Genomic DNA, 22,497 nt, shown 5'->3' on the forward strand with positions numbered 1-22,497 from the left:
TTTCTTTTAAAATTGAGTTTTATATATAAACCAATCAATAATGAGAAATTTATCAGTTTTAGTAGTAATAGTTACATTGTTTTATTCTTGTAGCAGTGACAATAATCAAGAAATAATTAATAATACTACAGAGCCTAATCTTATAATAAAATTTAAATTTAATCCAACTCAAGAACGTTTAAATAACTTTGGGGAACCAGCTGTCATTCCAGCAGGAAATGCTGCGCAATCACCAAATTTTGAAAAAATGAGTGCTAATTATATTGAATTTGCACCAACGGAAAATACACTTTTAGGAGAAGGTGAAATTATTTTTACCGGAAATGAAACAACTCAAGGCGGCGAAGTTGCTATAGATTTTCAAAATGCAAAATTTGCAGGCGATAATGAGACATTTTTAAGTATTCCTTTAAGTCAAGTTGGCCAAGGGCATTACGAATGGGTTAGAGTATCTTTAGCTTATCAAGAAGGAGTTATAAATTTTTTAGCTGAAAATGGTAACGAGTATCAAGGCACGCTAGCCAGTTTTGTTGGTTATAATAATTATATCTCAAGTTTTAACTTAAACGGAAGCAATATAATAGTAAACGAAAATAAATTACAAGGTTTTTGGGCTTTTGAAACTTTAGGGTTAACAACTCAAGGCCAAGCACCAGAAGGTGCAACAACAGTTCCAAACCCATTATTTAATTCTTCGCCAGTTCCTCAAGGTTCATGTGTCGTCACAGGATCTTTTGAAAATGGATTAACGATTACTGGTAATGAAACAAGTGATGTTGTAGTTACGTTTTCATTTTCAACTAACAATAGCTTTGAGTGGGCCGAAGTTAATATAGATGGTAAATACGAACCTAGTGCAGGAGAGCAAGTTGTAGATATGGGACTTCGAGGAATTATACCAAGTCTTTCAATAGAGTAAAATGCGTGTATTATAAACGACCTGTTATATAGTTTTGGCTATAAAAACCTTCGTTAATTAAACCCATTCTAAATAGTACAAAAAAGTTTTAAAATTTGTTGCGAAAGCGTTTGCGTTGTATCTTTGTAGTAACTATACTTTAACGACAAAAATAATGAGCGGAATTTTAAATTCTTCAATAGGAAGAAAGTTTGCTATGGCACTTTCAGCACTCTTTCTTATGATTTTCTTATTACAACACTTTACAATCAATTTGCTTTCTGTTTTTAGTGAAGACACATTTAATAATGTCTCTCATTTTATGGGAACGTTTTGGTTAATTCAATACGTGTTGCAACCTGTGTTAATATTAGGAGTGATTTTTCACTTTGTAATGGGTTTTGTGCTAGAAATTAGAAACAGAAATGCTAGACAAATTAGCTACGCTAAAAACAATGGTTCTGCAAATTCATCGTGGATGAGTAGAAACATGATTTGGAGTGGATTAGCAATATTAGCATTTATAGGTTTACACTTTTACGATTTTTGGGCTCCAGAAATTAACGTAAAATACTTTAAAGGAGATATGAGTGGTCTTATAGACCCAGATAACGTAAATAGCGGGTTTAGATATTGGGAAGAGCTACACCATAAATTTGTAGATATATGGAGAGTGGTTTTATACTGTATCGCATTTATTTTCCTGTCACTTCACCTTTTACATGGGTTTAGTTCTGCATTCCAATCTACAGGAATGAATAATAAATATACTAAAAGTTTACAAGGTTTTGGAAAAGCATATGCAATCATCATTCCATTAGGATTTGTTTTCATTGCATTATTTCATCACTTTACTCACTAAAAAACACATCTAAATATGGCTTTAGATTCTAAAATACCTCAAGGTCCAATTGCAGACAAATGGACTAATTATAAAAATCATATCGATTTAGTAAACCCTGCTAACAAACGTAACATTGATGTTATTGTTGTTGGTACAGGATTAGCTGGTGGATCTGCTGCTGCAACTTTAGCAGAGCTTGGTTATAACGTAAAAGCATTTTGCTTCCAAGATTCTCCAAGACGTGCGCACTCTATTGCAGCACAAGGAGGAATTAATGCAGCAAAAAACTATCAAGGAGATGGAGATTCAACTTACAGATTATTTTACGATACTGTAAAAGGTGGAGATTACCGTTCTCGTGAAGCTAATGTATATCGTCTAGCTGAGGTTTCAGCAAATATTATCGACCAATGTGTTGCTCAAGGTGTTCCTTTTGCACGTGAATATGGTGGATTATTAGACAACCGTTCGTTTGGTGGTGTATTAGTATCTCGTACTTTTTACGCAGCAGGACAAACAGGACAACAATTATTATTAGGAGCTTATTCTGCTATGAACCGTCAAATAGGTCGTGGTAAAATTAAAATGTACAACCGTCATGAAATGCTTGACGTTGTAAAAGTTGATGGAAAAGCTCGAGGCATTATAACTCGTAATCTAATTACTGGAGAAATTGAAAGACACTCAGCTCACGCTGTAGTTTTAGGAACTGGTGGTTATGGTAACGTTTTCTTCCTATCTACAAACGCGATGGGAAGTAATGTAACTGCGGCATGGAAAGCACACAAACGTGGTGCCTACTTTGCAAACCCTTGTTACACGCAAATTCACCCAACTTGTATTCCAGTTTCTGGAGATCACCAGTCTAAACTAACGTTAATGTCTGAGTCTTTACGTAACGATGGAAGAATTTGGGTACCAAAGAAAATGGAAGATGTAAAGGCAATAAGAAATAAAACCTTAAAGCCAACAGAAATAGCAGAAGAGGATAGAGACTACTACTTAGAGCGTCGTTATCCAGCCTTTGGTAATTTAGTACCAAGAGATGTTGCTTCACGTGCAGCAAAAGAGCGATGTGATGCTGGTTATGGTGTAAATGCAACAGGAGAAGCTGTTTACTTAGATTTTGCATCTGCAATTACTCGCTACGGAAAAGAACAAGCAACAATTAAGGGATTAAACTTAAATGATGCTGCATTAGTAAAAAAATTAGGTCAAGAAGTTGTTAAGAATAAGTATGGAAACTTATTCCAAATGTATGAGAAAATTGTAGATGAAGATCCATACAATACTCCAATGATGATTTATCCAGCAGTACACTATACAATGGGTGGAATTTGGGTAGACTATAATTTAATGACTACTGTTCCTGGATTATACGCTATTGGTGAGGCTAATTTCTCAGATCATGGTGCTAACCGTTTAGGAGCATCTGCATTAATGCAAGGTTTAGCAGATGGTTACTTTGTATTACCTTATACAATTGGTGATTACTTATCTAACGATATTCGTACGGGTCCAATTCCTACAGATACTAAAGAGTTCGACGAAGCAGAAGCTGAAGTAAGAAAAAACATAGACCATTTAATTAATAATAATGGAACACATTCTGTAGATTATTTCCATAAGCGTTTAGGAAAAATCATGTGGAATAAATGTGGTATGGCTAGAAACGCAGAAGATTTAAAATCTGCAATTACAGAAATTTCTGAGCTTAGAGCAGAATTTTGGAAAGATGTTAAAGTACCAGGAACTGCAAATGAATTTAATGAAGAATTAGCAAAAGCAGGTCGTGTAGCAGACTTTTTAGAATTAGGAGAATTATTTGCTAAAGATGCTTTACAACGTGAAGAATCTGCAGGAGGACACTTTAGAGAAGAATATCAAACTTCTGAAGGAGAAGCGATGCGTCGTAAAGAATTTCAATATGTATCTGCTTGGGAATATAAAGGAGAACCAAAAGATGCAGTGCTTCACAAAGAAGAATTAGAATACGAGAATATTCAAGTAAAAGAAAGAAGTTATAAATAAAGAAAAGCTATGAATTTAACGTTAAAAATATGGCGTCAAGCAAACGCTAACGATAAAGGGAAAATGGTTGATTATAAAATCAGCGATGTGTCACCAGATATGTCTTTTCTTGAAATGTTAGATGTTTTAAATAACGAACTAATAGAAAAAGGAGAAGAGCCAGTAGCATTCGATCACGACTGTCGTGAAGGTATATGCGGTTCTTGTTCATTATATATAAATGGAGAAGCACACGGTCCAGATCGTGGTGTTACAACATGTCAATTACACATGCGAATGTTTAAAGATGGAGATACTATTTTTATAGAGCCATTTAGAGCAAAAGCATTTCCTGTAATAAAAGATTTAGTGGTAGATAGAACAGCTTTCGATCGTATTCAACATGCAGGAGGATTTATTTCAGTAAATACTTCTGGTAATACTATTGATGCCAACGCAATACCAGTAAATAAAGAAAATGCAGATGATGCTTTTAGTGCAGCGACTTGTATAGGTTGTGGTGCTTGTGTAGCAAGTTGTAAAAACTCTTCGGCAATGTTATTTGTTGGAGCAAAAGTATCTCAATTTGCTTTACTACCACAAGGTAGAGTAGAAGCTACAGACCGTGTATTAAATATGGTAAACCAAATGGATGCCGAAGGTTTTGGTAACTGTACTAATACTGGAGCTTGTGAAGTAGAATGTCCTAAAGGAATTTCTCTTGAAAATATTGCACGTATGAATCGTGAGTATTTAGCAGCAAGTTTAAAAGGATAAGATTTTTAAAACACATTTACGTGTGTAATCTTTAATATATAGAAACCCAAGCATTAGGCTTGGGTTTTTTTAGTTTGTTTTATCTGTAATTAAAATTATAATGCAAAATTCAATTTCATATTATCAACAACAACTTAATACATTTAAAGCTGAAGTTTCAAAAACATATAAAAAGCTTACTGTTTTAAGCACTATAAGATTAGTGATTTTTATAGCAACAACGGTTGTAATTTACTTCACGTTTAATAATTGGCAAATAGCAACAATTTTTGGGTTAATAGGTATAGTATTGTTTATATATTTCTTGTCTAAACATAGTAGCTTAAAAGCAACATATAAACTAAAAAAAGCCTTATTAAACATCAATGAAGAAGAATTAAAAATTGCTTCAGGGAAATTTCACCATAGAGATGAAGGTTTAGAATTTCAAGATGCAAATCATAATTACGCTTTAGATATAGATTTATTTGGTCGTGGTTCTTTTTTTCAGTTTATAAATAGAACAGCAACTAAGGTTGGTGCACAAACATTATCTGCAATTTTAAAAGCAAATAATATTACTGAAATAGAAAAAAGACAAAATGCTATTAAGGAGCTTTCTAAAATGCCTGAGTGGAGACAAAATTTTGAAGCTATCGCAGGATTAATTGTAGTAGAATCTAAGCCACACCATATTATTAATTGGTTAAAAAAGTATAATGCCTTTTTGCCAAATATATTAAAACGTTTACCACTATTATTTTCAATAGCAACTGTAGTAATTGTGGGTCTTAGTATAGCAAAATTAATACCTGTAGCTTTTGTAGGTTATTGGTTGTTAATTGGATTGGCTATAACAGGAAAATATTTAAAAAAAATAAATGATTTAGCAACATATACAAGTAAAATTCGTGACACATTTAGACAATATGCTCAATTATTACATACCATTGAAAACACATCATTTTCTTCAACTCTGTTACAAGAAAAGCAAAAGGAAATTCAATTAAAAGACAAAAAAGCCTCTGTAATATTAGCAGAATTTTCTAAAGCTATGGATAGTTTAGATAATAGAAACAACCTTATTTCTGCAATTTTTGGTAATGGATTTTTTTTAACAGATATTAGAAATAGTTATGCAATAGAACAATGGGTAAAAACATATAGTGCTAAAGTAGAACAATGGTTTAACGTCGTTACTTTTTTTGATGCATACAATAGCTTGGGAAATTACGCTTTTAATCATGAGAATTATGTATACCCAAAAATTTTAGAAACAGGTAAACAGACTAAGGTTGCAAATTTAGGTCATCCATTATTAAAAACAGAAAAACGAGTAGATAACAATTTTAATATAGAATTAGAACAGTTTTTTATAATTACGGGTGCTAATATGGCAGGAAAAAGTACTTTTCTGCGTACGGTTTCGCTACATATTGTAATGGCAAATGTTGGCTTGCCTGTATGTGCCACTTCTAGTGAGTATGTGCCTGTTAAACTAATTACAAGTATGCGAACTAGCGATTCTTTAACAGATGATAGTTCTTATTTTTTCTCAGAATTAACGCGATTAAAATACATTGTAGACGCCATTAAAACAGATAAATATTTTATAATATTAGACGAAATTTTAAAAGGTACAAACAGTACAGATAAGGCAATAGGTTCTAAAAAATTTGTAGAAAAACTTGTAGCAAGTTATGCAACTGGTATTATAGCTACGCATGATTTAAGTTTATGTGAAATTGAAAAAGAACTTAGTGAAGTGAAAAATTATTATTTTGATGCACAAATTATTAATAACGAGTTGTATTTTGATTATACATTTAAAAAAGGCATTTGCGAAAATATGAATGCAAGTTTCCTTTTGAAGAAAATGGAAATTATATAAAATAAAAAAGCCTTATAAAATATCTTTATAAGGCTTTTTTGTAATTTAATATTCTAAGTTATTTTTTCGGGTGTACTAATTTCATCTCATCAATTAATCGTGTAGCGCCAGCAAACTTATCTACAATAAATAGTACATAACGAGCATCAACCATAATGTTTCTACAAATTTCTGGATCGTAGTTCATATCACTCATTGTACCTTCCCAAACACGATCAAAATTTAGTCCAATTAAATTTCCATGAGCATCAATAGCAGGACTTCCAGAGTTTCCTCCTGTTGTATGATTGGTTCCTAAAAAGCAAACCGGCACTTTTCCATTAGCATCTGCATATTGTCCATAATCTTTTGCTTCGTATAAATCAATTAGTTTTTTTGGTACATCAAATTCGTAATCTCCAGGCACATATTTTTCTATAACACCATCTAGATAACTTACAGGTTTATAGTAAACAGCATCTCTAGGAGAATAACCTCTAACTTGGCCATAGGTTACACGTAGTGTACTGTTGGCGTCTGGAAAATAACGCTCACCTGGTAATGCTTCCATTAAAGCTGTCATGTACTTAGTTTGTAAAGCAGTAATTACTTCGTTTTTTTGTTTAAACTCACTATCTATATTAGTGTAGTAATCTTCTATCATTGGCTTAGCATATTTGTAAGCAGCATCCTTATTTAGTTTCTTTAAAACGTCTTTTGGTTTACCTTCTAATAACTTTAAGGCAGCGTCTAAGTTTGTAAATGCTGTTTCTTCATAAATTAAAGCGTTTACATTTTTGGTATAGTATGGCATTACAGCTTCAAAAACACCTTTGTCTATATTTACATCGTAATTTTTGTGAATACCTTTTAATCTTGCTACTAAAGCTTTTTTTGCACGTTCAAAGTTAGCTTCGTCTGCTTCTGTAGCAGCTTCAAGTTGGTATGCTCTAAAAGTCATTTGCATTAGTTCGTTAGTAACAATAAAAACTTCTATAAAGTTTCTACGCTTAATGTTTACTGTAGAAAAATCTTTATAAAGTGCATCAAACTCTGGTAAAATGTTTCCGTATTTTCCAGTTAAAGCTTTTTGTTTTAAAGCTTCTGTAAATTGAGCTTCAAACTTTCGTCTTTCGGCTACGGCGTTACTTTTTTCGATTCCTAAGTTTTCGCCAATCCATTTTTTCCATGCATTTGCAATTCTGGCTTGTTTAGAGGCGTATTTTATACGCACATTATCACTGGCTTTCATTCCTGCATCAATCACTTTTAAAGCGGCTTCACGAATAGCAATATTACTTGGGTTAAATTCTTTTGTAATATGCTCTATAGCTACAGCAGGTAAATATTCATTGGTACGGCCAGGAAAACCAAAAACTAATGTAAAATCACCTTCTTCAATACCATCTAAAGAGATTGGTAAAAAGTGTTTTGGTTTATATGGCTTATTATTTTTACTATATTTTGCAGGTCTGTTATTTTCATCGGCATAAATACGAAACATAGAAAAATCACCAGTATGTCTTGGGAAAACCCAGTTGTCTGTATCGCTACCAAATTTACCAATACTTGTTGGCGGAGCACCAACTAGACGAATATCTTCAAAACGTTCGGTAATAAATAAAAAGTATTGATTGCCTTTATAAAACGATTTTACTTTTGTGTCTTGCCAATCTTCTTTTGCAGTAGCACTTTGTACTGCATTACTATTTTTATCTATTGTAGATTGCTTTTCTTTTTCAGACATAGTCTCTGTTATACCGGCTAAAACTTTAGAAGTAACATCTTCAATACTTACAATGAACTCAATGTATAATCCTTTATTTGGTAATTCGTCTTCTAAATTCATTGCCCAAAAACCATCTTTTAAATAGTCATTTTCTAAAGAAGAATGTGATTGTATTTGGCTAAACCCACAGTGGTGATTTGTTAATATTAAACCTTGATCACTAATTACTTCACTAGTACAACCGCCATTAAAATGTCCAATAGCATCTTTTAGGCTGGAATTATTAACATCGTAAATGTCTTTTGCAGTTAATTTACTTCCAAGATTGGTCATTTCATCTTCATTCATACCTTCTAAAAGTGAAGGTATCCACATGCCTCCTTGTTGGGCAGAAACGTTGATAGTTAGTAATACAATTAAGAGTTTTAAGAATTTCATATAGCAAATTTTTTATGATGGTCTAAAATATAAAAATTAGTTAAATGAATAATGAAATTACAATATTTAACTATATTTAATTTATATGAAACACCAATCTAAACTCCCAAATGTAGGCACCACTATTTTTTCTGTAATGAGTGCTTTAGCTAATAAACATGATGCAATAAATTTATCGCAAGGTTTTCCTAATTTTAATAGCGATAATAAATTAAAAGAATTAGTAACAAAAGCAATGCATTCTGGTTATAACCAATACGCACCAATGCCTGGTAATTTAGACTTACGTGAAGCGATAGCAAATAAATTTGATTTATTGTATGGTACAAGTTACAAACCAGATACCGAAATTACAGTTACAGCAGGTGCAACACAGGCTATTTATACTATAATTTCTGCTTTTGTTAAACAAGATGATGAAGTTATAATATTTCGTCCTGCATATGATTGTTATGAGCCAGCAGTTAAAATTAATGGAGGTAAAACAGTTTCTATACAATTAGAGGCACCACATTATAATATTAATTGGAAGACAGTAGAGTCTGTTTTTACAAACAAAACAAAACTTATAATAATAAATACACCTCAAAATCCAAGCGGTTCTATTTTTTCTGAAAAAGATATGGAAGCACTAGAGCGTATAACAAAAAACTCTAACTGTATAATTTTAAGTGACGAAGTATATGAGCATATTATTTTTGATGGTCTACAACACCAAAGTATTTGTAAGTTTCCTAATTTAAAATCTAGAAGTTTTATAACCGCATCTTTTGGTAAAACATTTCACAATACAGGTTGGAAACTTGGATATTGTTGTGCGCCAAAAGTGCTTATGGATGAGTTTAGAAAAGTACATCAATTTAATGTGTTTAGCGTAAACCACCCAATGCAAAAAGCATTAGCAGAATATTTAAAAACACCTAATCGTTATTTAGAACTCTCACAGTTTTATCAAGACAAACGCGATTTGTTTTTAAATTTAATTGCAGCATCAAGATTTAAATTTGTTCCTGCAAAAGGAACGTATTTTCAAGTGTTAGATTTTTCTAATATTACTACAGCGTATGATGTAGACTTTGCTAAAAGATTAACAATTGAAAATAAAATAGCATCTATTCCATTATCTGTATTTAACGATAATAATAGAGATGATAAAGTATTGCGTTTTTGTTTTGCTAAAACCGAAGACACATTAAAACAAGCAGCAGAAATTTTAAATAAAATATAAATTAGTATATTAGAAATAGAATTTTATAATAATTAATTAATGAGAATATTAAAAATTACAGGCTTATTATTATGCCTTGGAATTAGTTTTGTAACCGCTCAAGAAGTAGATTATAATAACGAAATTTATACCGTAAAAAACAATAAGGTTTATAAAGCAGGAGAAGAGCAAACCGAGCAGTTAACCAATGCTGCAAAAGAAGAAATTATTACCCGTTTTAACAGGATTAAAGAACAAGAGAAAGCTGTAAAAAAAGCAGAAAGAGAAGAAGAAAAAGCTAAACGAAAACAAAAAAAAGTAGAAAAGGAGCTAAAAAAAGAGAAAGCCAAAGCAAAAAAAATAGCTAAAGCTAGAGCAAATCTAGCTAAAGCAGAGGCTAAGTTAAAGAAGGAGCAAGTTAAATTCACAAAACAAAAAGAAAAAGGAAAAATAGAACTTGATGATTTATCTAAGTGGGATGAGAAGCTACTTAAGTTAAAAGAAAAAGTAACCAAAGCGCAAAGACGTTTAAAACGCTTATAATTTATGAGTACGAATTTAAATGTCGCAATAATACAATCTAATTTAGTATGGGAAAACCCAGTGCAAAACCGTATTAATTTTGGTGATAAAATTGAAAATATAAATCATGCCGTAGATGTAATTGTTTTACCAGAAATGTTTACAACTGGTTTTACTATGAATGCTAGTGTAGTTGCCGAGTCTATGCAAGGCGAAACAGTAAGCTGGATGAAAAATTTAGCAGCAAAAAAAAACGCAGCTATAACCGGTAGTGTGGTTATTAAAGAAAATAATAATTATTATAATAGATTACTTTTTGCTAAACCTAATGGAGATATAGAGTATTATAATAAACGCCATACGTTTACTTTAGCAGGTGAGCATAAAATATATACTGCAGGTCAAAAACAAAAAGTAATAGAATATAAGGGTTGGAAATTAGCTACATTAATTTGCTATGATTTGCGTTTTCCTGTTTGGGCAAGAAACACTCAGGACTATGATGTTATATTATATGTTGCTAATTGGCCAAAACGTCGTGTAGCTGCTTGGGATGCGCTTTTAAAAGCAAGAGCCATAGAAAACATGAGTTATTGCATAGGCGTAAATAGAGTAGGCTTAGACGCAAATAATTACGACTATTCTGGACATTCTGCTGTGTACGATGTTTTAGGTGAAAAAATCACAAGTTTACCTGTTGAAAAAGAAGGTATCGAAATAGTAGAAATTACTAAAAATCACATTGAAAAAAACCGAAAACATTTAGGGTTTTTAAACGATAAAGATAGTTTTAATCTAATAATGTAAACGTAATAATTTCATCAAACCCAGCAGTACCTTTAATGACATCACTGTAATAGCTTACGCGCTCTGGTTGTATACCTTTTAAGTAGTTTCCTGAATCGTAAACACCATTGCCATTAGTATCATAAATAACTCGTAAATAGTACTCCTTAGGGTCTAAAAATAAAAAGTTTAAAGGCTTAGCTTCAGTTAAATATTTAGAGTCTAAAACATCTCCTTCTTTATTTGTTAGTTCAACTATTAATGGAAATTTTCCGTTTTTAATATTTACTTGTGCGTTATAATAACTGTACTTTGTTTTTGTTCTTAGGCTAAAGTTTAAAGTATCGTTAGTGTTTTCAAAAAAGTCCACTAATGCATTTGGCAAAGCTTGAATTTTGTAATTGTTTTCTTCGGTTTTTTCAAATTTAAAACTATAGGTGTTTGAAAGACTATCATAAACAGTGGTGTAAGGAACTAAAGTAGAATCCTGTTGCATGATAGTAATTTTACTTTTATCTATAGATTTAAACGGAATGTTGCCAGAAAGTTTAAAATCTTCATTAAATTTAATACCATTACTAGGTTGCGATTTAACTAAAAGTGAATCTTTTAAATTATCTTTAATTTTTACCGTAAACGTATCTATTGTTTTATTATTTGTAACCTTAAATATAAGAGAATCTACATCTAGTTTTGGAGAGTAGAAGTAATTTAAAGTATCGGTTTTAGCATCTTTAATAACTCGTGATTTATAATCTTCTGGAACTTGAGAAAGGACTTCGAATTTTACATCTTTATAATCGCCTTCAAAACCAAAAGCTATTTTTTCTCCGGCAACTAATTTTGGTCTTGTTGCTTTGTAGTCTAAAGTTTCTGTAAATAATTCTAATTCATAAAAAGCAGAGTCTGTTGGTACAACTATTGGCTTTTCATAAAAAGCAATTTTATCAAGACCTTGTTGAAACTTATTATCGCTATTACCATCTTTTAAAGCGCGAAGCATATAGGTGCCAGCCTTTACGTTTTCAATAGTAAAGTTTGTTGTGCTATCTAATGTATTTGTAATGTAACTTGGTGACTGTTTGTATATAGTAGAATCGTTGTATGTAGAATCTTTTTCATATAACATTACAGATACAAATTCGTCAGTTTTTAGCTCTAACGCATTTTTAATATTTCCTTTTACAGAAAGAGAATCTATATAATTTCCAGTAGAAAAAACATAACGATAATAAATAAATGGGTTTTCTTCATTATTGTCCACGATACTGTTTCCAAAATTAAAAGCATAAGTTGTATTAGGCTTTAAAGTATCGAAAATTTTAATGGTAATATATTTACTTGCAGTACCAAGCGGCGTAATTTCTGCAGGAGTAGACATTGGTGGAGAAACAATAAGTTGTTTACTAATGTCTTTCATTTTAACATATTCATCAAAATAAATTTTAATTTCATTACCTGTAAAGTTAGTAGAGTAATTTTCTGGAATAGACTTAGTGATACTTGGTGGCGTAAGATCTTTTTCGCCTCCTGTAGGATTTCCTCTATTTGCGCAATTAGCAAATACAGCTAGTATAACAATAAAAAGTAATAAATTTAAAAGTTTGTTACGCATATTTAATATCTATTAATAGGCAAATTAACAACTTATTTATAAACTAACATAAATAGATTTGTGTTAACCTTAAAGGTTTATAAAGAATTTAACGTAAACTAGGCTATTGCCATTGTAGCAATACTTATTTTTATATTGTTAGCTTTGTTAAGTTCTGCTATGCAAGCCTCTAAAGTAGCGCCAGTTGTTATAATGTCGTCTACCAGTAAAATGTGTTTATTATTAAGTTTTTGTGTATTGGTAACTGCAAAAAGCTCTGTGTTGTTTTGCCAACGTGCAAAACGTTTTTTGTTAACCTGTGAGCTTGTATTTGTAATTTTTTGTAAAATTTTATCTTGGTATTCTGTATTTAGAGCTAGAGCAATCTCTTTTCCAAATTTTTCTACTTGGTTATAGCCTCTACTTCGTAATTTGGTTTTGTGAAGTGGTACCGGAATAACCATATCTATAGCGTTATAATTATTTGTTTCTTTTAATTCTATACCAAGCCATTTACCTAAAAATGTTCCTATTTGTTGTTGCTCTCTATATTTTAAATCATGTAAAAGCTGTTGTACAATACCTTTTTTCTCAAAGCGGAGTAATGCTGTTGCTTGTTCTAATTTTGCTCGGCCATAAAATACTTTTTTTACAAAGTCATCATTTGTTTTATGGTAATTAGTAACAGGTAAATTGTGCCTGCAAATGGTGCAAATATATTTTTCGTTATCATGCAGTGTGTTTTTGCATGCGTTACAAACTTCTGGGAAAAAGAGATTTATAATAGGTTTTAGCACTTTGTCGAAATAATTAAACTATTAAGCACGGGATTTTACCACTTAAACGAAAAGCCCTTTGCTTTAGACTAAATTTAAGTTTTTAAATTTAAATTTGTACCATAAATCACTGTTATAATGATTATTTATCCCCAAATTAATAATCTTAGAATAATAATTGTGCCTTTTATAGCGCTTCTTAGTTTTCTGGGATATTACAGCATTAGTAGTTATTTTTCTATAGAAGAATACGAGGCTTTTTTTAGAAGAAGAAAACAAGATAATTGCTACAAAACTTTTGATAGGGTAGTATCATATCACAATATTAATGTAGAAAACAAATATATTTTAAAGCAATTGCCGGCCTCAAAACAATACATTTTAAAATACTAGATTCTGTTTAAAATCTTTCAACAAAACACTTTTACTTGTAAGATTTAAAAACAACTTTTAGCCCAAAAAAACATACGTATTATAAAATTAATTAAAACACTAGAAGCTTTAATAAAAATTCGAAAACTTAAATTAAATGATGGTAATTCCCCAAATTTCCAATTTTAGAATAGTAATTGCTATTGGTGGTTGCTTAGTTTTTCTATTTAGCTTTTTTGCTATTTCTAGTTATTTAGAAGTACAAGAAAAAAGTAAATTATTAGCTCAAGAGAAAAAATTAATTCTCTATGAGTTATCTGAAATGATTGATAGTTACGATACTATTAATGTTTTAAACGACTCTTTGTCTTTGCAGTTAAAATTATCTAAAGATAGATTAATAGCCACAAGAGATTCCGTTAGAGAACTAAAATTTGATAGAGATTTAATATCAAGATTTAGAACCCAATTAAAAAATTTAAAAAATGATAGAGATAACATGATTCATGTTGTACAAAGTTTAGAAGCAGAAAATCAATTGCTTAAAACCGAACAATTAGATTATGTAACAGCTATAAAAACAAGAGATTCACTAAACGCCTTAATAGAAAAAAAGTATAACCATTTACTTAATAAAAAAGAAGAACAACCACCATTAAATATAAGAAGTTTATTTGTTAGTAACTTAAAAGTACAAGGCGCCAAACGAGTAAACTCAAAACAACGCGTAATAGATACTAGATTTGCACGTAGAACAAAAAAATTTCATGTAGAATTTACAATTGTAAAAAACAAAACCTTAAGTAAAGGAAGCAAAACATTTTACATTCAAATTTTAGATAATAAAATGAACGTAGTTGCAAATAAAGGCACTGTAGAGTTTGGTAAAAAATCATTAATCTACTCTGGAAAAACAACTGCAAATTATACGGGAAAAGAAACTAAAGTTTCTTGTATAGTTGAGAAAGACGATATAGAAAAACTAAAGCCAGGTAATTATAATGTGTCTATAATTTATCAAGGAGATGTAGTTTCGAGTACTTTAGTAGAATTAAAATAAATATTACCCTCAATATTTTTGTAAAAACCGTTCCAAATATGGAGCGGTTTTTTATTTTTGTAGCTATGGCAAATCAAGACGATCAATTTAAAAAAGTAATCTCTCACGCAAAAGAATACGGTTACGTATTTCAAAGCAGTGAAATTTACGACGGCCTAAGTGCTGTTTACGATTACGCACAAAACGGAGTAGAGTTAAAAAAGAACATTCGCGACTATTGGTGGAAAGCCATGGTACAAATGCATGATAATATTGTTGGTATAGATGCAGCAATATTTATGCATCCAACCACATGGAAAGCCTCTGGTCACGTAGATGCCTTTAGCGATCCATTAATAGATAATAAAGACTCTAAAAAACGTTACAGAGCAGATGTTTTAGTAGAAGATTATTGCCTTAAAATTGAAAACAAAATAGAAAAGGAAGTAAAAAAAGCAAGCAAACGCTTTGGCGACGCCTTTAATAAAGAAGAGTTTTTAAGCACTAATCCACGTGTTTTAGGATACCAAGAAAAAATAGATAGCATATTATCCCGTTTAGGAAAATCTTTAGAAAAAGAAGATTTAGCAGATGTTAAGTTGCTAATTGAAGAATTAGAAATTAATTGCCCAGTTAGCGGTAGTAGAAACTGGACAGATGTTAAGCAATTTAATTTAATGTTTGGTACTAAACTTGGAGCCAGCGCAGAAAGTGCAATGGATTTGTATTTAAGACCAGAAACAGCACAAGGTATTTTTGTAAACTTTTTAAACGTACAAAAAACTGGGCGCATGAAAATTCCTTTTGGTATTGCACAAACAGGAAAAGCCTTTAGAAACGAAATTGTAGCAAGACAATTTATTTTTAGAATGCGTGAGTTTGAGCAAATGGAAATGCAATTTTTTATAAAACCAGGAACTCAAGGCGAATGGTATGAGCACTGGAAAGAAACCAGAATGAAATGGCATTTATCTCTTGGTATGGGAGCAGAAAACTACCGTTTTCATGACCATGAAAAATTAGCACACTATGCAGATGCCGCAGCAGATATTGAGTTTAAATTTCCGTTTGGCTTTAAAGAATTAGAAGGTATTCACTCACGAACAGATTTCGATTTAAAAGCTCACGAAGAACACTCTGGGAAAAAATTACAATATTTCGATCACGAAGATAATGCAAGTTATACACCGTACGTTTTAGAAACATCTATAGGTTTAGACCGTATGTTTTTAGCAGTATTCTCTAACGCTTTAGTAGAAGAAGAATTAGAAAATAATACAACCAGAACTGTTTTAAAATTACCAGCAGTATTAGCACCATTTAAAGCAGCTATTTTACCATTAGTAAAAAAGGATGGATTGCCAGATGTGGCTAAAAAAATAGTTGAAGATTTAAAATGGGACTTTAATGTTACTTACGACGAGAAAGATGCCGTAGGAAGACGTTACAGAAGGCAAGATGCCAACGGAACACCGTTTTGTATTACTGTAGATCACGATACTTTAGAAGACAATACTGTAACCATAAGACATAGAGACACAATGGAACAATCTCGTGTTAAAATTGAAGATTTAAAAAGTATTATTAAAAAAGAAGTTGACGTTAAAACGTGGTTAATGAAAATGAAGTAATAAATTCCTGCGTAGGTAGGAAATCTAAGATTCAGCATAGCTAATCTCAAAAAAAGAACTCTCAAACATATATCTGTTTGGGAGTTTTTTTTAGCTCTAAAAATAAGCCTTCAATTGTACAGTACCAGTATGTATGGTATTACTAGTTTCGGTTTTACGTCCAAAATAATTAAGATTTAAATCTAGATACTTTGTTATTTTTTGTTGTGCAAGTAAAGTCCAAGTTAGGTTTTTACCAGGTTGTAAACCTTCTAGCATTTGGTAGCCAACAGGTGAGTTAGCGTTACCTTCAAACGTATTAGAAAACACATTAAATTCTCCAGAGATTGCAGATTTTACATTGGCGTTTATAGAAAAAGATAACCCATATTTTTGTTGCTCCAAAGTTTCTAATCCACCAATAGTATTTGCTTTGTTACTGTATTGGTAGAACACATCAAATCTAATTTTATCGTTTAGTAAATATGAGAGTTTTGGGTTAAAGCGCTCTTCGTCTATTTTAAAATTTCTAGACACAAAATTATTACTAAACGTTTCATTTGTATCAAAACTACTTAAAAAATTTATTAGCCAGCTTTCAGCAAATTTATGGTTAAAATTAAACTGATGACTCTTTAAGGTATTAACAACAAAACTTACGTCTTCAGGATTTCCTGTGTTAGAGAGAAAGCTTAAAACGTTTCTAGACTCATTGTTTAAATACGTATAAGATGTTGTATAATGCTGTTTTCCGCGGTTAAAAAACAAAACATTTCTAAAATTTAACTGAAGCCCAAGTTGGTTAACTTCATCGTTTTCAAATGGATTAAGATTAAAATTATTACCATCACGTTTTAATTTTCTATCTACTAAATAACTACTCTGGTTATAAAAATGAGACCAGAATTTTTTTGTTTTATTGTCGCTATTTTGCCATTCTCCTGGATTTACAGTAATAGATTGGCTTAACCTATTTTGATGTGTTTTTATAAAAATTTGATTTGGTAAAAGCACTCTTATGTATTGACCTTGATCTTGAAATTGGGCTATTTCAAATTCTTCAATTTCTTGTATGCCATTATTATTATAATCGTTCCAGGTATAAGCACCTTGACCAGGTTCTACTTCTACGTATGTAAAATCTTGTTGCGGTAAGGAACCAGAATTGGTTTCGAAAACCGTATTCCATTGTACAAAGTTTTTAAATAGTTGTTGATTATAAACCAACCTAGAATTTAAAGATTGTTCGTTTTCTATGCTTTCGTCTTTACTATTTAATTTTCTATAGTTTACAAATAACGATAAATTGGTTTTTGCATTTTTAATTAAACGAGAATCTAAATAATAAGTGTTTGAGTTGTTAACACGTTTAAGTTCATTATTTCTTATGCTATCGTTTACACGATATTTATAACCAACTTCTACAAAAACATTGGTGCTATCTCCAATACCTGTAAAAGCTTCGTATGCAGTAAATTTTTGACTTAAATCTGTAAGTTGTTGGGTGGCATTATCGGTTTGTTTATTGTTTTCGGCACTAAACCTTCCACCAATCCATGGTTTGCCAAAACTGTATCTTAAAGTATTGTAAGTTCTAAAAAAAGTTGAATTACTCAAAGTAGCTTCAGCTTTTAAAATGCTTGAATTTGTATTAATCCAAAGCTTTTCATTTAAAAATAAATTAGCATTTATAGAATGTCTGTTTCCTGTGAAGTCTTGTGAAAAATTAAGATGCTCGTACAAATAATTAGTATTTCCTTTTTTGTCATGAAAAGCATTAGTACCAGCAGAGAATAATAATTGATCGCCAAAATTACTATTTAAACCAGTTGTTGTATTGGCATCAATATTCCAATCTCTATTAAATTCTACATTATATAAACCTTCAATGTTTCTAAATTCTTGTTGTATAAAATCTGTATCTACAAAAGCATTTACATTCCAAAGGCTGTCTTGTTTAATAATATTTTGTTTAATATTAAGTTTAGCAGCAAATCCGTCGTTATTATTATCATCTAAATTTGAGAATAAATTTAAATCGTTTTTACTACCGGCAAGTTCAAAATTAAGTTGGGTTTTCTCGGTAGGAGTATACGTTCCGTTTACAACGGCGACTTGTAGTTTTACAGGCGCGACTAATTGTACTATAGGTTCAAAATTACCTTGTGGTACACCTAAAACTGGTGCAACATATTCATAAATGGTATTTATGGCATTAATACTACTAATAGTGTAATTACCTTGAGACTCGCCAACATTGGTAAAGCGTACGTTAAATAGCGTATCGTCTGGGTTGTTAGAATATTCAAAAACCTCTTCACCACCAATAATTATTTTTCTGTATAAAATTCGGTTTTCGTTATAAGCTTCTTCTACGCTTGAAGGTGCAACCATTTGTGACCTGTCATCACCAGCTTCGCTTAATATTTCTACTTGCTCTGGAGATAGGTTTTGTTGTAATGGATTGTTTTTAGAATCATTTTCAGAGTAAACCGAAGCTCCAATACTAAATTTCTCGCTAGTATAATTACCACCACCATAAGTCACAATTCTAGAGTAATTACGGTCGCTAAATTGGTAGTCTACAGTAATTCTCATTTCGCTAGTTATTGGAAATGTAGAATTAAAAATAATTTCTCCAGCATTATAATCTATAATATAATCTTCGCTTTCGCCACGTTTTATGGCAATACCATTAACATAAACGGTTTCGCTACCAGAAACAATTAGTACAAATAATTCACCATTGGGACCTTGTAATTTATAAGGACCTTGATTACCTTCTTGCGCAGTAAATTGGCTAGTAGTAAATTGGCCACGAACAATTGCACCAGCAGCAAATAAATTGGTTTGAGATTCTTTGCCTAAATTGGCTTTAAGAGATAGACCTTGAACACGTTTTGAAAAAGCCGAGAAATAAGAATTTGAGTTTTCTAAATCTATATCTCCTGCACGAACATTCCATCTATCGCTAAAAATCTCAACAAAAACTTGGTCAAACTCATCTAGTCTTTGTGAGTAACCACTTTCTTGTAAAGGTATATTAGCATCTTGTATAGAGGCGCGTAGCGAAACGGTTTCACTTAATTTACCAGTAATCTGTAAGTCTAACTCGCTATTTAAAACCGAGTTTTGGTTGTTGCCAATAGTAATACCACGAGAAATACTTCCGCTAGTAGTTAAGCCATCAAAAGGCGTAAATGTGTTAGTAGTATTAGGTTGAGAAATACGGTATATTTTATTTAGTTTATTGTTATTTTCAACAATAACAGCATCATCAAATTGTTTGTACGTTTTTGTTAAAAAATCAGGATACTTTAAATAGCTAATATGTATAGAGTCTGCAGCAATAGGTTTTTTTAACTTTAAAAGAGCTTTAGAAAAATCTACATTATAATATGTAGTATCTATAATGGTGCTATCTTTTAAAGTAACTTTAAAATCTTTAGCATTAATACTTACAGAGTCAATTAAAATTTCTTGAGTTACAGCAACTGTTTTTTGTTTATAGTTTCCGTTTGCATTTTGAGCAAAGGCAAAGCCTATAAAAAGGAAAGCAAAAAAAGTTAGCGTAAATTTCATACAATAGTTAAACTAAAAACAAGTAAATATATTTTGTTAATAGTTTTTCAATATTTCAATAACTAATAAAGCTGTAAAAGTAATGCATTATATTATTTTAGCTAAAACCTAAAAAAATAATATGAAAATCATTTCTTACAACGTAAACGGTATACGTGCAGCATTAAAAAAAGGATTTATAGAATGGCTAGAAGGAGCCAATCCAGATGTTTTATGTTTGCAAGAAATTAAAGCCATGCAAGACCAAGTAGATGTAGAAGCTTTCGAGGCACTTGGTTATAAATATCATTATTGGTTTAGTGCTAATAAAAAAGGGTATAGTGGTGTGGCAATTTTAAGTAAAATAAAACCAAACCATGTAGAATTTGGAACCGGAATAGAAACAATGGATTTCGAAGGCCGTAATATACGTGCAGATTTTGATGGAGTATCAGTCATGAGCATGTATTTACCATCAGGCACAAATATGGACCGTTTAGAATTCAAGCTAAATTATATGGACCAAATTCAAGACTATGTAAACAAGCTTAGAGAAACCATACCAAACCTAGTAATATGTGGCGATTATAACATATGTCACGAAGCCATAGATATACATAACCCAAAAATGAAAAACGTTTCAGGTTTCCTACCGGTAGAACGCGAATGGATAGGCAACTTTATAGACAGTGGTTTGGTAGATTCTTACCGCTATCTAAATCCAGAAAAAGTAGAATACAGTTGGTGGAGTTACCGTGCCAATGCCAGAGCAAACAATAAAGGCTGGCGATTAGACTATGCCATGGTAACACAACCATTAAAGCAAAAAATAAAAAGAGCAGTAATATTAACACAAGCCGTGCACAGCGATCACTGTCCAATATTATTAGAGCTAGACATTTAATTTCAGGGCGTTACCAAGCCAAGCAAAGCTATGTCTTGGTCGCGCTCTCGCAAGTCGCTCTCTGCGAGGAGCTCCAACAATTGCTCCATCTCTAACGCGGGCATATTAACAAACATTTAAACCAAATTATAAGTAATTTAATTTTTGGTAAATTACTTTAGTAAAGCCTTTTAGTAAAAAGAAACTATAAATTATGAAATACACAACACTACCAACTACAAATATAAAAGTTAGTAAAATTTGTTTAGGCTCAATGACTTGGGGAAACCAAAACACCGAAGCAGAAGGACACAAACAATTAGATTATGCAATAGACCAAGGTGTAAATTTTATAGACACAGCAGAACTTTATCCAGTACCAGCCGAAGCAAAAACACAAGGTAGAACAAGTGAAATTATAGGAACATGGTTAAAAAAATCAGGAAAAAGAGATAAAGTAGTAATAGGGTCAAAAATAGCAGGAACAGGAGAATATACAGCGCATATTAGAACCACGGGATTTAGCAAACAAAGCATAAAAGACGCAGTAAATAACGAGTTACAAAGATTACAAACAGATTATATAGACCTTTTTCAATTACATTGGCCAGAAAGAGAAACAAATACATTTGGCAGCAGAGACTACAAGCACAATCCAAATGATGCATGGAATGACAATTTTAAAGAAGTCTTACAAAGCTTAGACGAGGTTGTAAAATCTGGAAAAATAAGACACGTTGGTATTTCAAATGAAAAAGCCTGGGGAACTATGCGTTATCTTCAAGAAGCAAAACAAAACAACCTGCCAAGACCAATAACCATACAAAATGCCTATTCATTATTAAATAGAGTATTTGAAGGAGATATGGCAGAGATAGCAATAAGAGAAAATATTGGACTTCTAGCATATTCACCAATGGCATTTGGAGTACTTTCTGGTAAATACATAAAAAAACAAGCAACAGAAAATTCAAGACTAAAGCTTTTTCCAAGATTTGCACGTTACAGTAGCGAACAATCAACAGAAGCCACAAAGCAATATTTAGCCTTAGCCGAAAAAAATAATATGTCTTTAGCACAAATGGCTTTAGCTTTCGTTAATCAGCAACCATTTATAACAAGCAATATAATAGGAGCAACAAACTTAGAGCAACTTAAAGAAAACATTAAGAGTGTAGAAATTAATATATCAACAGCTATATTAGAAGAAATTAATAATATACATTCTGCAATTCCAAATCCAGCTCCATAGTTTTTTTTGAATGGGTGTTCAATAGACCCGATAAACTTGTTATTAAACTGAATCAGTTTAAACCCACAGCCACTTTGTCGGTAAAACATGTACTTTATCTATTAAGCAAATTTTGTTGATATTGCCGTAATAATTTTTTTTAGTTTAGATAACTTTAAACTAATGAAAATACCATAATGAAAAAGACTACTTTATTATTGATGTTACTTTTAATAAGTATATCAATAAGTGCACAAACTTATTTGAGTGAAAATTTCGACACGAGTATTCCTGCAACATGGACTATCGATGATGCTGGAGCTGCAACTGGAGATTCATGGATGTCCGGACAAGTTGGAGGAGCTAACAAC

16 protein-coding genes are annotated in these 22,497 nt (G+C 31.4%); 12 read left to right on the top strand and 4 right to left on the bottom strand.

All coding sequences use genetic code 11. The features are described 5' to 3' along the window. Positions 1–40 precede the first annotated feature (40 nt). From BM549_RS03615 to BM549_RS03635, 5 genes are all read left to right on the top strand, one after another. Positions 41–919 carry a hypothetical protein gene (locus BM549_RS03615; protein ID WP_290469007.1) on the top strand — a complete coding sequence of 293 codons (879 nt, stop codon included), beginning with the start codon at positions 41–43 and terminating at the stop codon, positions 917–919. 154 nt (positions 920–1,073) lie between these two features. Next, entirely contained in the window at positions 1,074–1,760 is a 687-nt protein-coding gene (locus tag BM549_RS03620; RefSeq protein ID WP_290469008.1) for a succinate dehydrogenase cytochrome b subunit, read from the top strand. A 15-nt stretch (positions 1,761–1,775) separates the two neighbouring features. Next, positions 1,776–3,773, top strand: coding sequence for a fumarate reductase/succinate dehydrogenase flavoprotein subunit (locus BM549_RS03625; protein ID WP_290469009.1), 1,998 nt, complete (start codon positions 1,776–1,778; stop codon positions 3,771–3,773). 9 nt (positions 3,774–3,782) lie between these two features. Then, positions 3,783–4,529, top strand: a complete 747-nt coding sequence (locus tag BM549_RS03630; RefSeq protein ID WP_290469010.1) for a succinate dehydrogenase/fumarate reductase iron-sulfur subunit — start codon at positions 3,783–3,785, stop codon at positions 4,527–4,529. 100 nt (positions 4,530–4,629) lie between these two features. Beyond that, complete coding sequence (locus tag BM549_RS03635; protein ID WP_290469011.1) at positions 4,630–6,399, top strand: DNA mismatch repair protein MutS; 1,770 nt, start codon at positions 4,630–4,632, stop codon at positions 6,397–6,399. Between the two features lie 58 nt (positions 6,400–6,457). Here the strand turns inward: BM549_RS03635 and BM549_RS03640 are convergent, their stop codons facing one another. Further along, the gene (locus BM549_RS03640; protein WP_290469012.1) at positions 6,458–8,545 is read right to left on the bottom strand and encodes a S46 family peptidase; all 2,088 of its coding nucleotides are present in this window, start codon (positions 8,543–8,545) and stop codon (positions 6,458–6,460) included. An 85-nt stretch (positions 8,546–8,630) separates the two neighbouring features. Here BM549_RS03640 and BM549_RS03645 point away from each other — a divergent pair, with 85 nt between their 5' ends. The 3 genes from BM549_RS03645 to BM549_RS03655 are packed head-to-tail and all read left to right on the top strand — an operon-like array spanning position 8,631 to position 11,081. Continuing rightward, positions 8,631–9,773 (top strand): methionine aminotransferase, encoded by a 1,143-nt coding sequence (locus BM549_RS03645; protein ID WP_290469013.1) that lies wholly within the window; start codon positions 8,631–8,633, stop codon positions 9,771–9,773. A gap of 39 nt (positions 9,774–9,812) precedes the next feature. Next, complete coding sequence (locus BM549_RS03650) at positions 9,813–10,295, top strand: hypothetical protein (RefSeq protein WP_290469014.1); 483 nt, start codon at positions 9,813–9,815, stop codon at positions 10,293–10,295. Between the two features lie 3 nt (positions 10,296–10,298). Continuing rightward, entirely contained in the window at positions 10,299–11,081 is a 783-nt protein-coding gene (locus tag BM549_RS03655; RefSeq protein WP_290469015.1) for an amidohydrolase, read from the top strand. Here BM549_RS03655 and BM549_RS03660 read toward each other — a convergent pair. Together BM549_RS03660 and BM549_RS03665 are read right to left on the bottom strand one after the other, a co-directional pair. Further along, complete coding sequence (locus BM549_RS03660; RefSeq protein ID WP_290469016.1) at positions 11,065–12,675, bottom strand: Ig-like domain-containing domain; 1,611 nt, start codon at positions 12,673–12,675, stop codon at positions 11,065–11,067. The genes BM549_RS03655 and BM549_RS03660 overlap by 17 nt on opposite strands. A 98-nt stretch (positions 12,676–12,773) precedes the next feature. After that, on the bottom strand, positions 12,774–13,451 hold the full coding sequence (locus BM549_RS03665; protein ID WP_290469017.1) for a ComF family protein: 678 nt from the start codon (positions 13,449–13,451) through the stop codon (positions 12,774–12,776). Positions 13,452–13,959: 508 nt separating this feature from the next. On the opposite strand from BM549_RS03665, the gene BM549_RS03670 reads away from it, so the two are divergent. Beyond that, the gene (locus BM549_RS03670; RefSeq protein ID WP_290469018.1) at positions 13,960–14,862 is read left to right on the top strand and encodes a hypothetical protein; all 903 of its coding nucleotides are present in this window, start codon (positions 13,960–13,962) and stop codon (positions 14,860–14,862) included. Between the two features lie 65 nt (positions 14,863–14,927). Then, positions 14,928–16,472, top strand: coding sequence for a glycine--tRNA ligase (locus tag BM549_RS03675; protein WP_041301752.1), 1,545 nt, complete (start codon positions 14,928–14,930; stop codon positions 16,470–16,472). A 96-nt stretch (positions 16,473–16,568) separates the two neighbouring features. Here the strand turns inward: BM549_RS03675 and BM549_RS03680 are convergent, their stop codons facing one another. Further along, on the bottom strand, positions 16,569–20,033 hold the full coding sequence (locus BM549_RS03680; RefSeq protein WP_290469019.1) for a hypothetical protein: 3,465 nt from the start codon (positions 20,031–20,033) through the stop codon (positions 16,569–16,571). A gap of 121 nt (positions 20,034–20,154) precedes the next feature. On the opposite strand from BM549_RS03680, the gene BM549_RS03685 reads away from it, so the two are divergent. Both BM549_RS03685 and BM549_RS03690 read left to right on the top strand, forming a co-directional pair. After that, positions 20,155–20,916: an exodeoxyribonuclease III gene (locus tag BM549_RS03685; protein ID WP_290469020.1), complete on the top strand. Its 762-nt coding sequence runs from the start codon at positions 20,155–20,157 to the stop codon at positions 20,914–20,916. A 193-nt stretch (positions 20,917–21,109) separates the two neighbouring features. Further along, on the top strand, positions 21,110–22,147 hold the full coding sequence (locus tag BM549_RS03690) for an aldo/keto reductase (protein WP_290469021.1): 1,038 nt from the start codon (positions 21,110–21,112) through the stop codon (positions 22,145–22,147). The last annotated feature ends 350 nt before the right edge of the window (positions 22,148–22,497 follow it).

This window comes from Lacinutrix sp. MedPE-SW (assembly GCF_001874145.1).
Classification (GTDB): Bacteria; Bacteroidota; Bacteroidia; order Flavobacteriales; family Flavobacteriaceae; genus Lacinutrix.

Coding starts and splice junctions, on each gene's coding strand:
- BM549_RS03635 (WP_290469011.1), top strand. CDS start 4,630: ATGCAAAATTCAATTTCATATTATCAACAACAACTTAATACATTTAAA.
- BM549_RS03620 (WP_290469008.1), top strand. CDS start 1,074: ATGAGCGGAATTTTAAATTCTTCAATAGGAAGAAAGTTTGCTATGGCA.
- BM549_RS03690 (WP_290469021.1), top strand. CDS start 21,110: ATGAAATACACAACACTACCAACTACAAATATAAAAGTTAGTAAAATT.
- BM549_RS03630 (WP_290469010.1), top strand. CDS start 3,783: ATGAATTTAACGTTAAAAATATGGCGTCAAGCAAACGCTAACGATAAA.
- BM549_RS03660 (WP_290469016.1), bottom strand. CDS start 12,675: ATGCGTAACAAACTTTTAAATTTATTACTTTTTATTGTTATACTAGCT.
- BM549_RS03655 (WP_290469015.1), top strand. CDS start 10,299: ATGAGTACGAATTTAAATGTCGCAATAATACAATCTAATTTAGTATGG.
- BM549_RS03675 (WP_041301752.1), top strand. CDS start 14,928: ATGGCAAATCAAGACGATCAATTTAAAAAAGTAATCTCTCACGCAAAA.
- BM549_RS03625 (WP_290469009.1), top strand. CDS start 1,776: ATGGCTTTAGATTCTAAAATACCTCAAGGTCCAATTGCAGACAAATGG.
- BM549_RS03685 (WP_290469020.1), top strand. CDS start 20,155: ATGAAAATCATTTCTTACAACGTAAACGGTATACGTGCAGCATTAAAA.
- BM549_RS03615 (WP_290469007.1), top strand. CDS start 41: ATGAGAAATTTATCAGTTTTAGTAGTAATAGTTACATTGTTTTATTCT.
- BM549_RS03670 (WP_290469018.1), top strand. CDS start 13,960: ATGATGGTAATTCCCCAAATTTCCAATTTTAGAATAGTAATTGCTATT.
- BM549_RS03640 (WP_290469012.1), bottom strand. CDS start 8,545: ATGAAATTCTTAAAACTCTTAATTGTATTACTAACTATCAACGTTTCT.
- BM549_RS03680 (WP_290469019.1), bottom strand. CDS start 20,033: ATGAAATTTACGCTAACTTTTTTTGCTTTCCTTTTTATAGGCTTTGCC.
- BM549_RS03650 (WP_290469014.1), top strand. CDS start 9,813: ATGAGAATATTAAAAATTACAGGCTTATTATTATGCCTTGGAATTAGT.
- BM549_RS03645 (WP_290469013.1), top strand. CDS start 8,631: ATGAAACACCAATCTAAACTCCCAAATGTAGGCACCACTATTTTTTCT.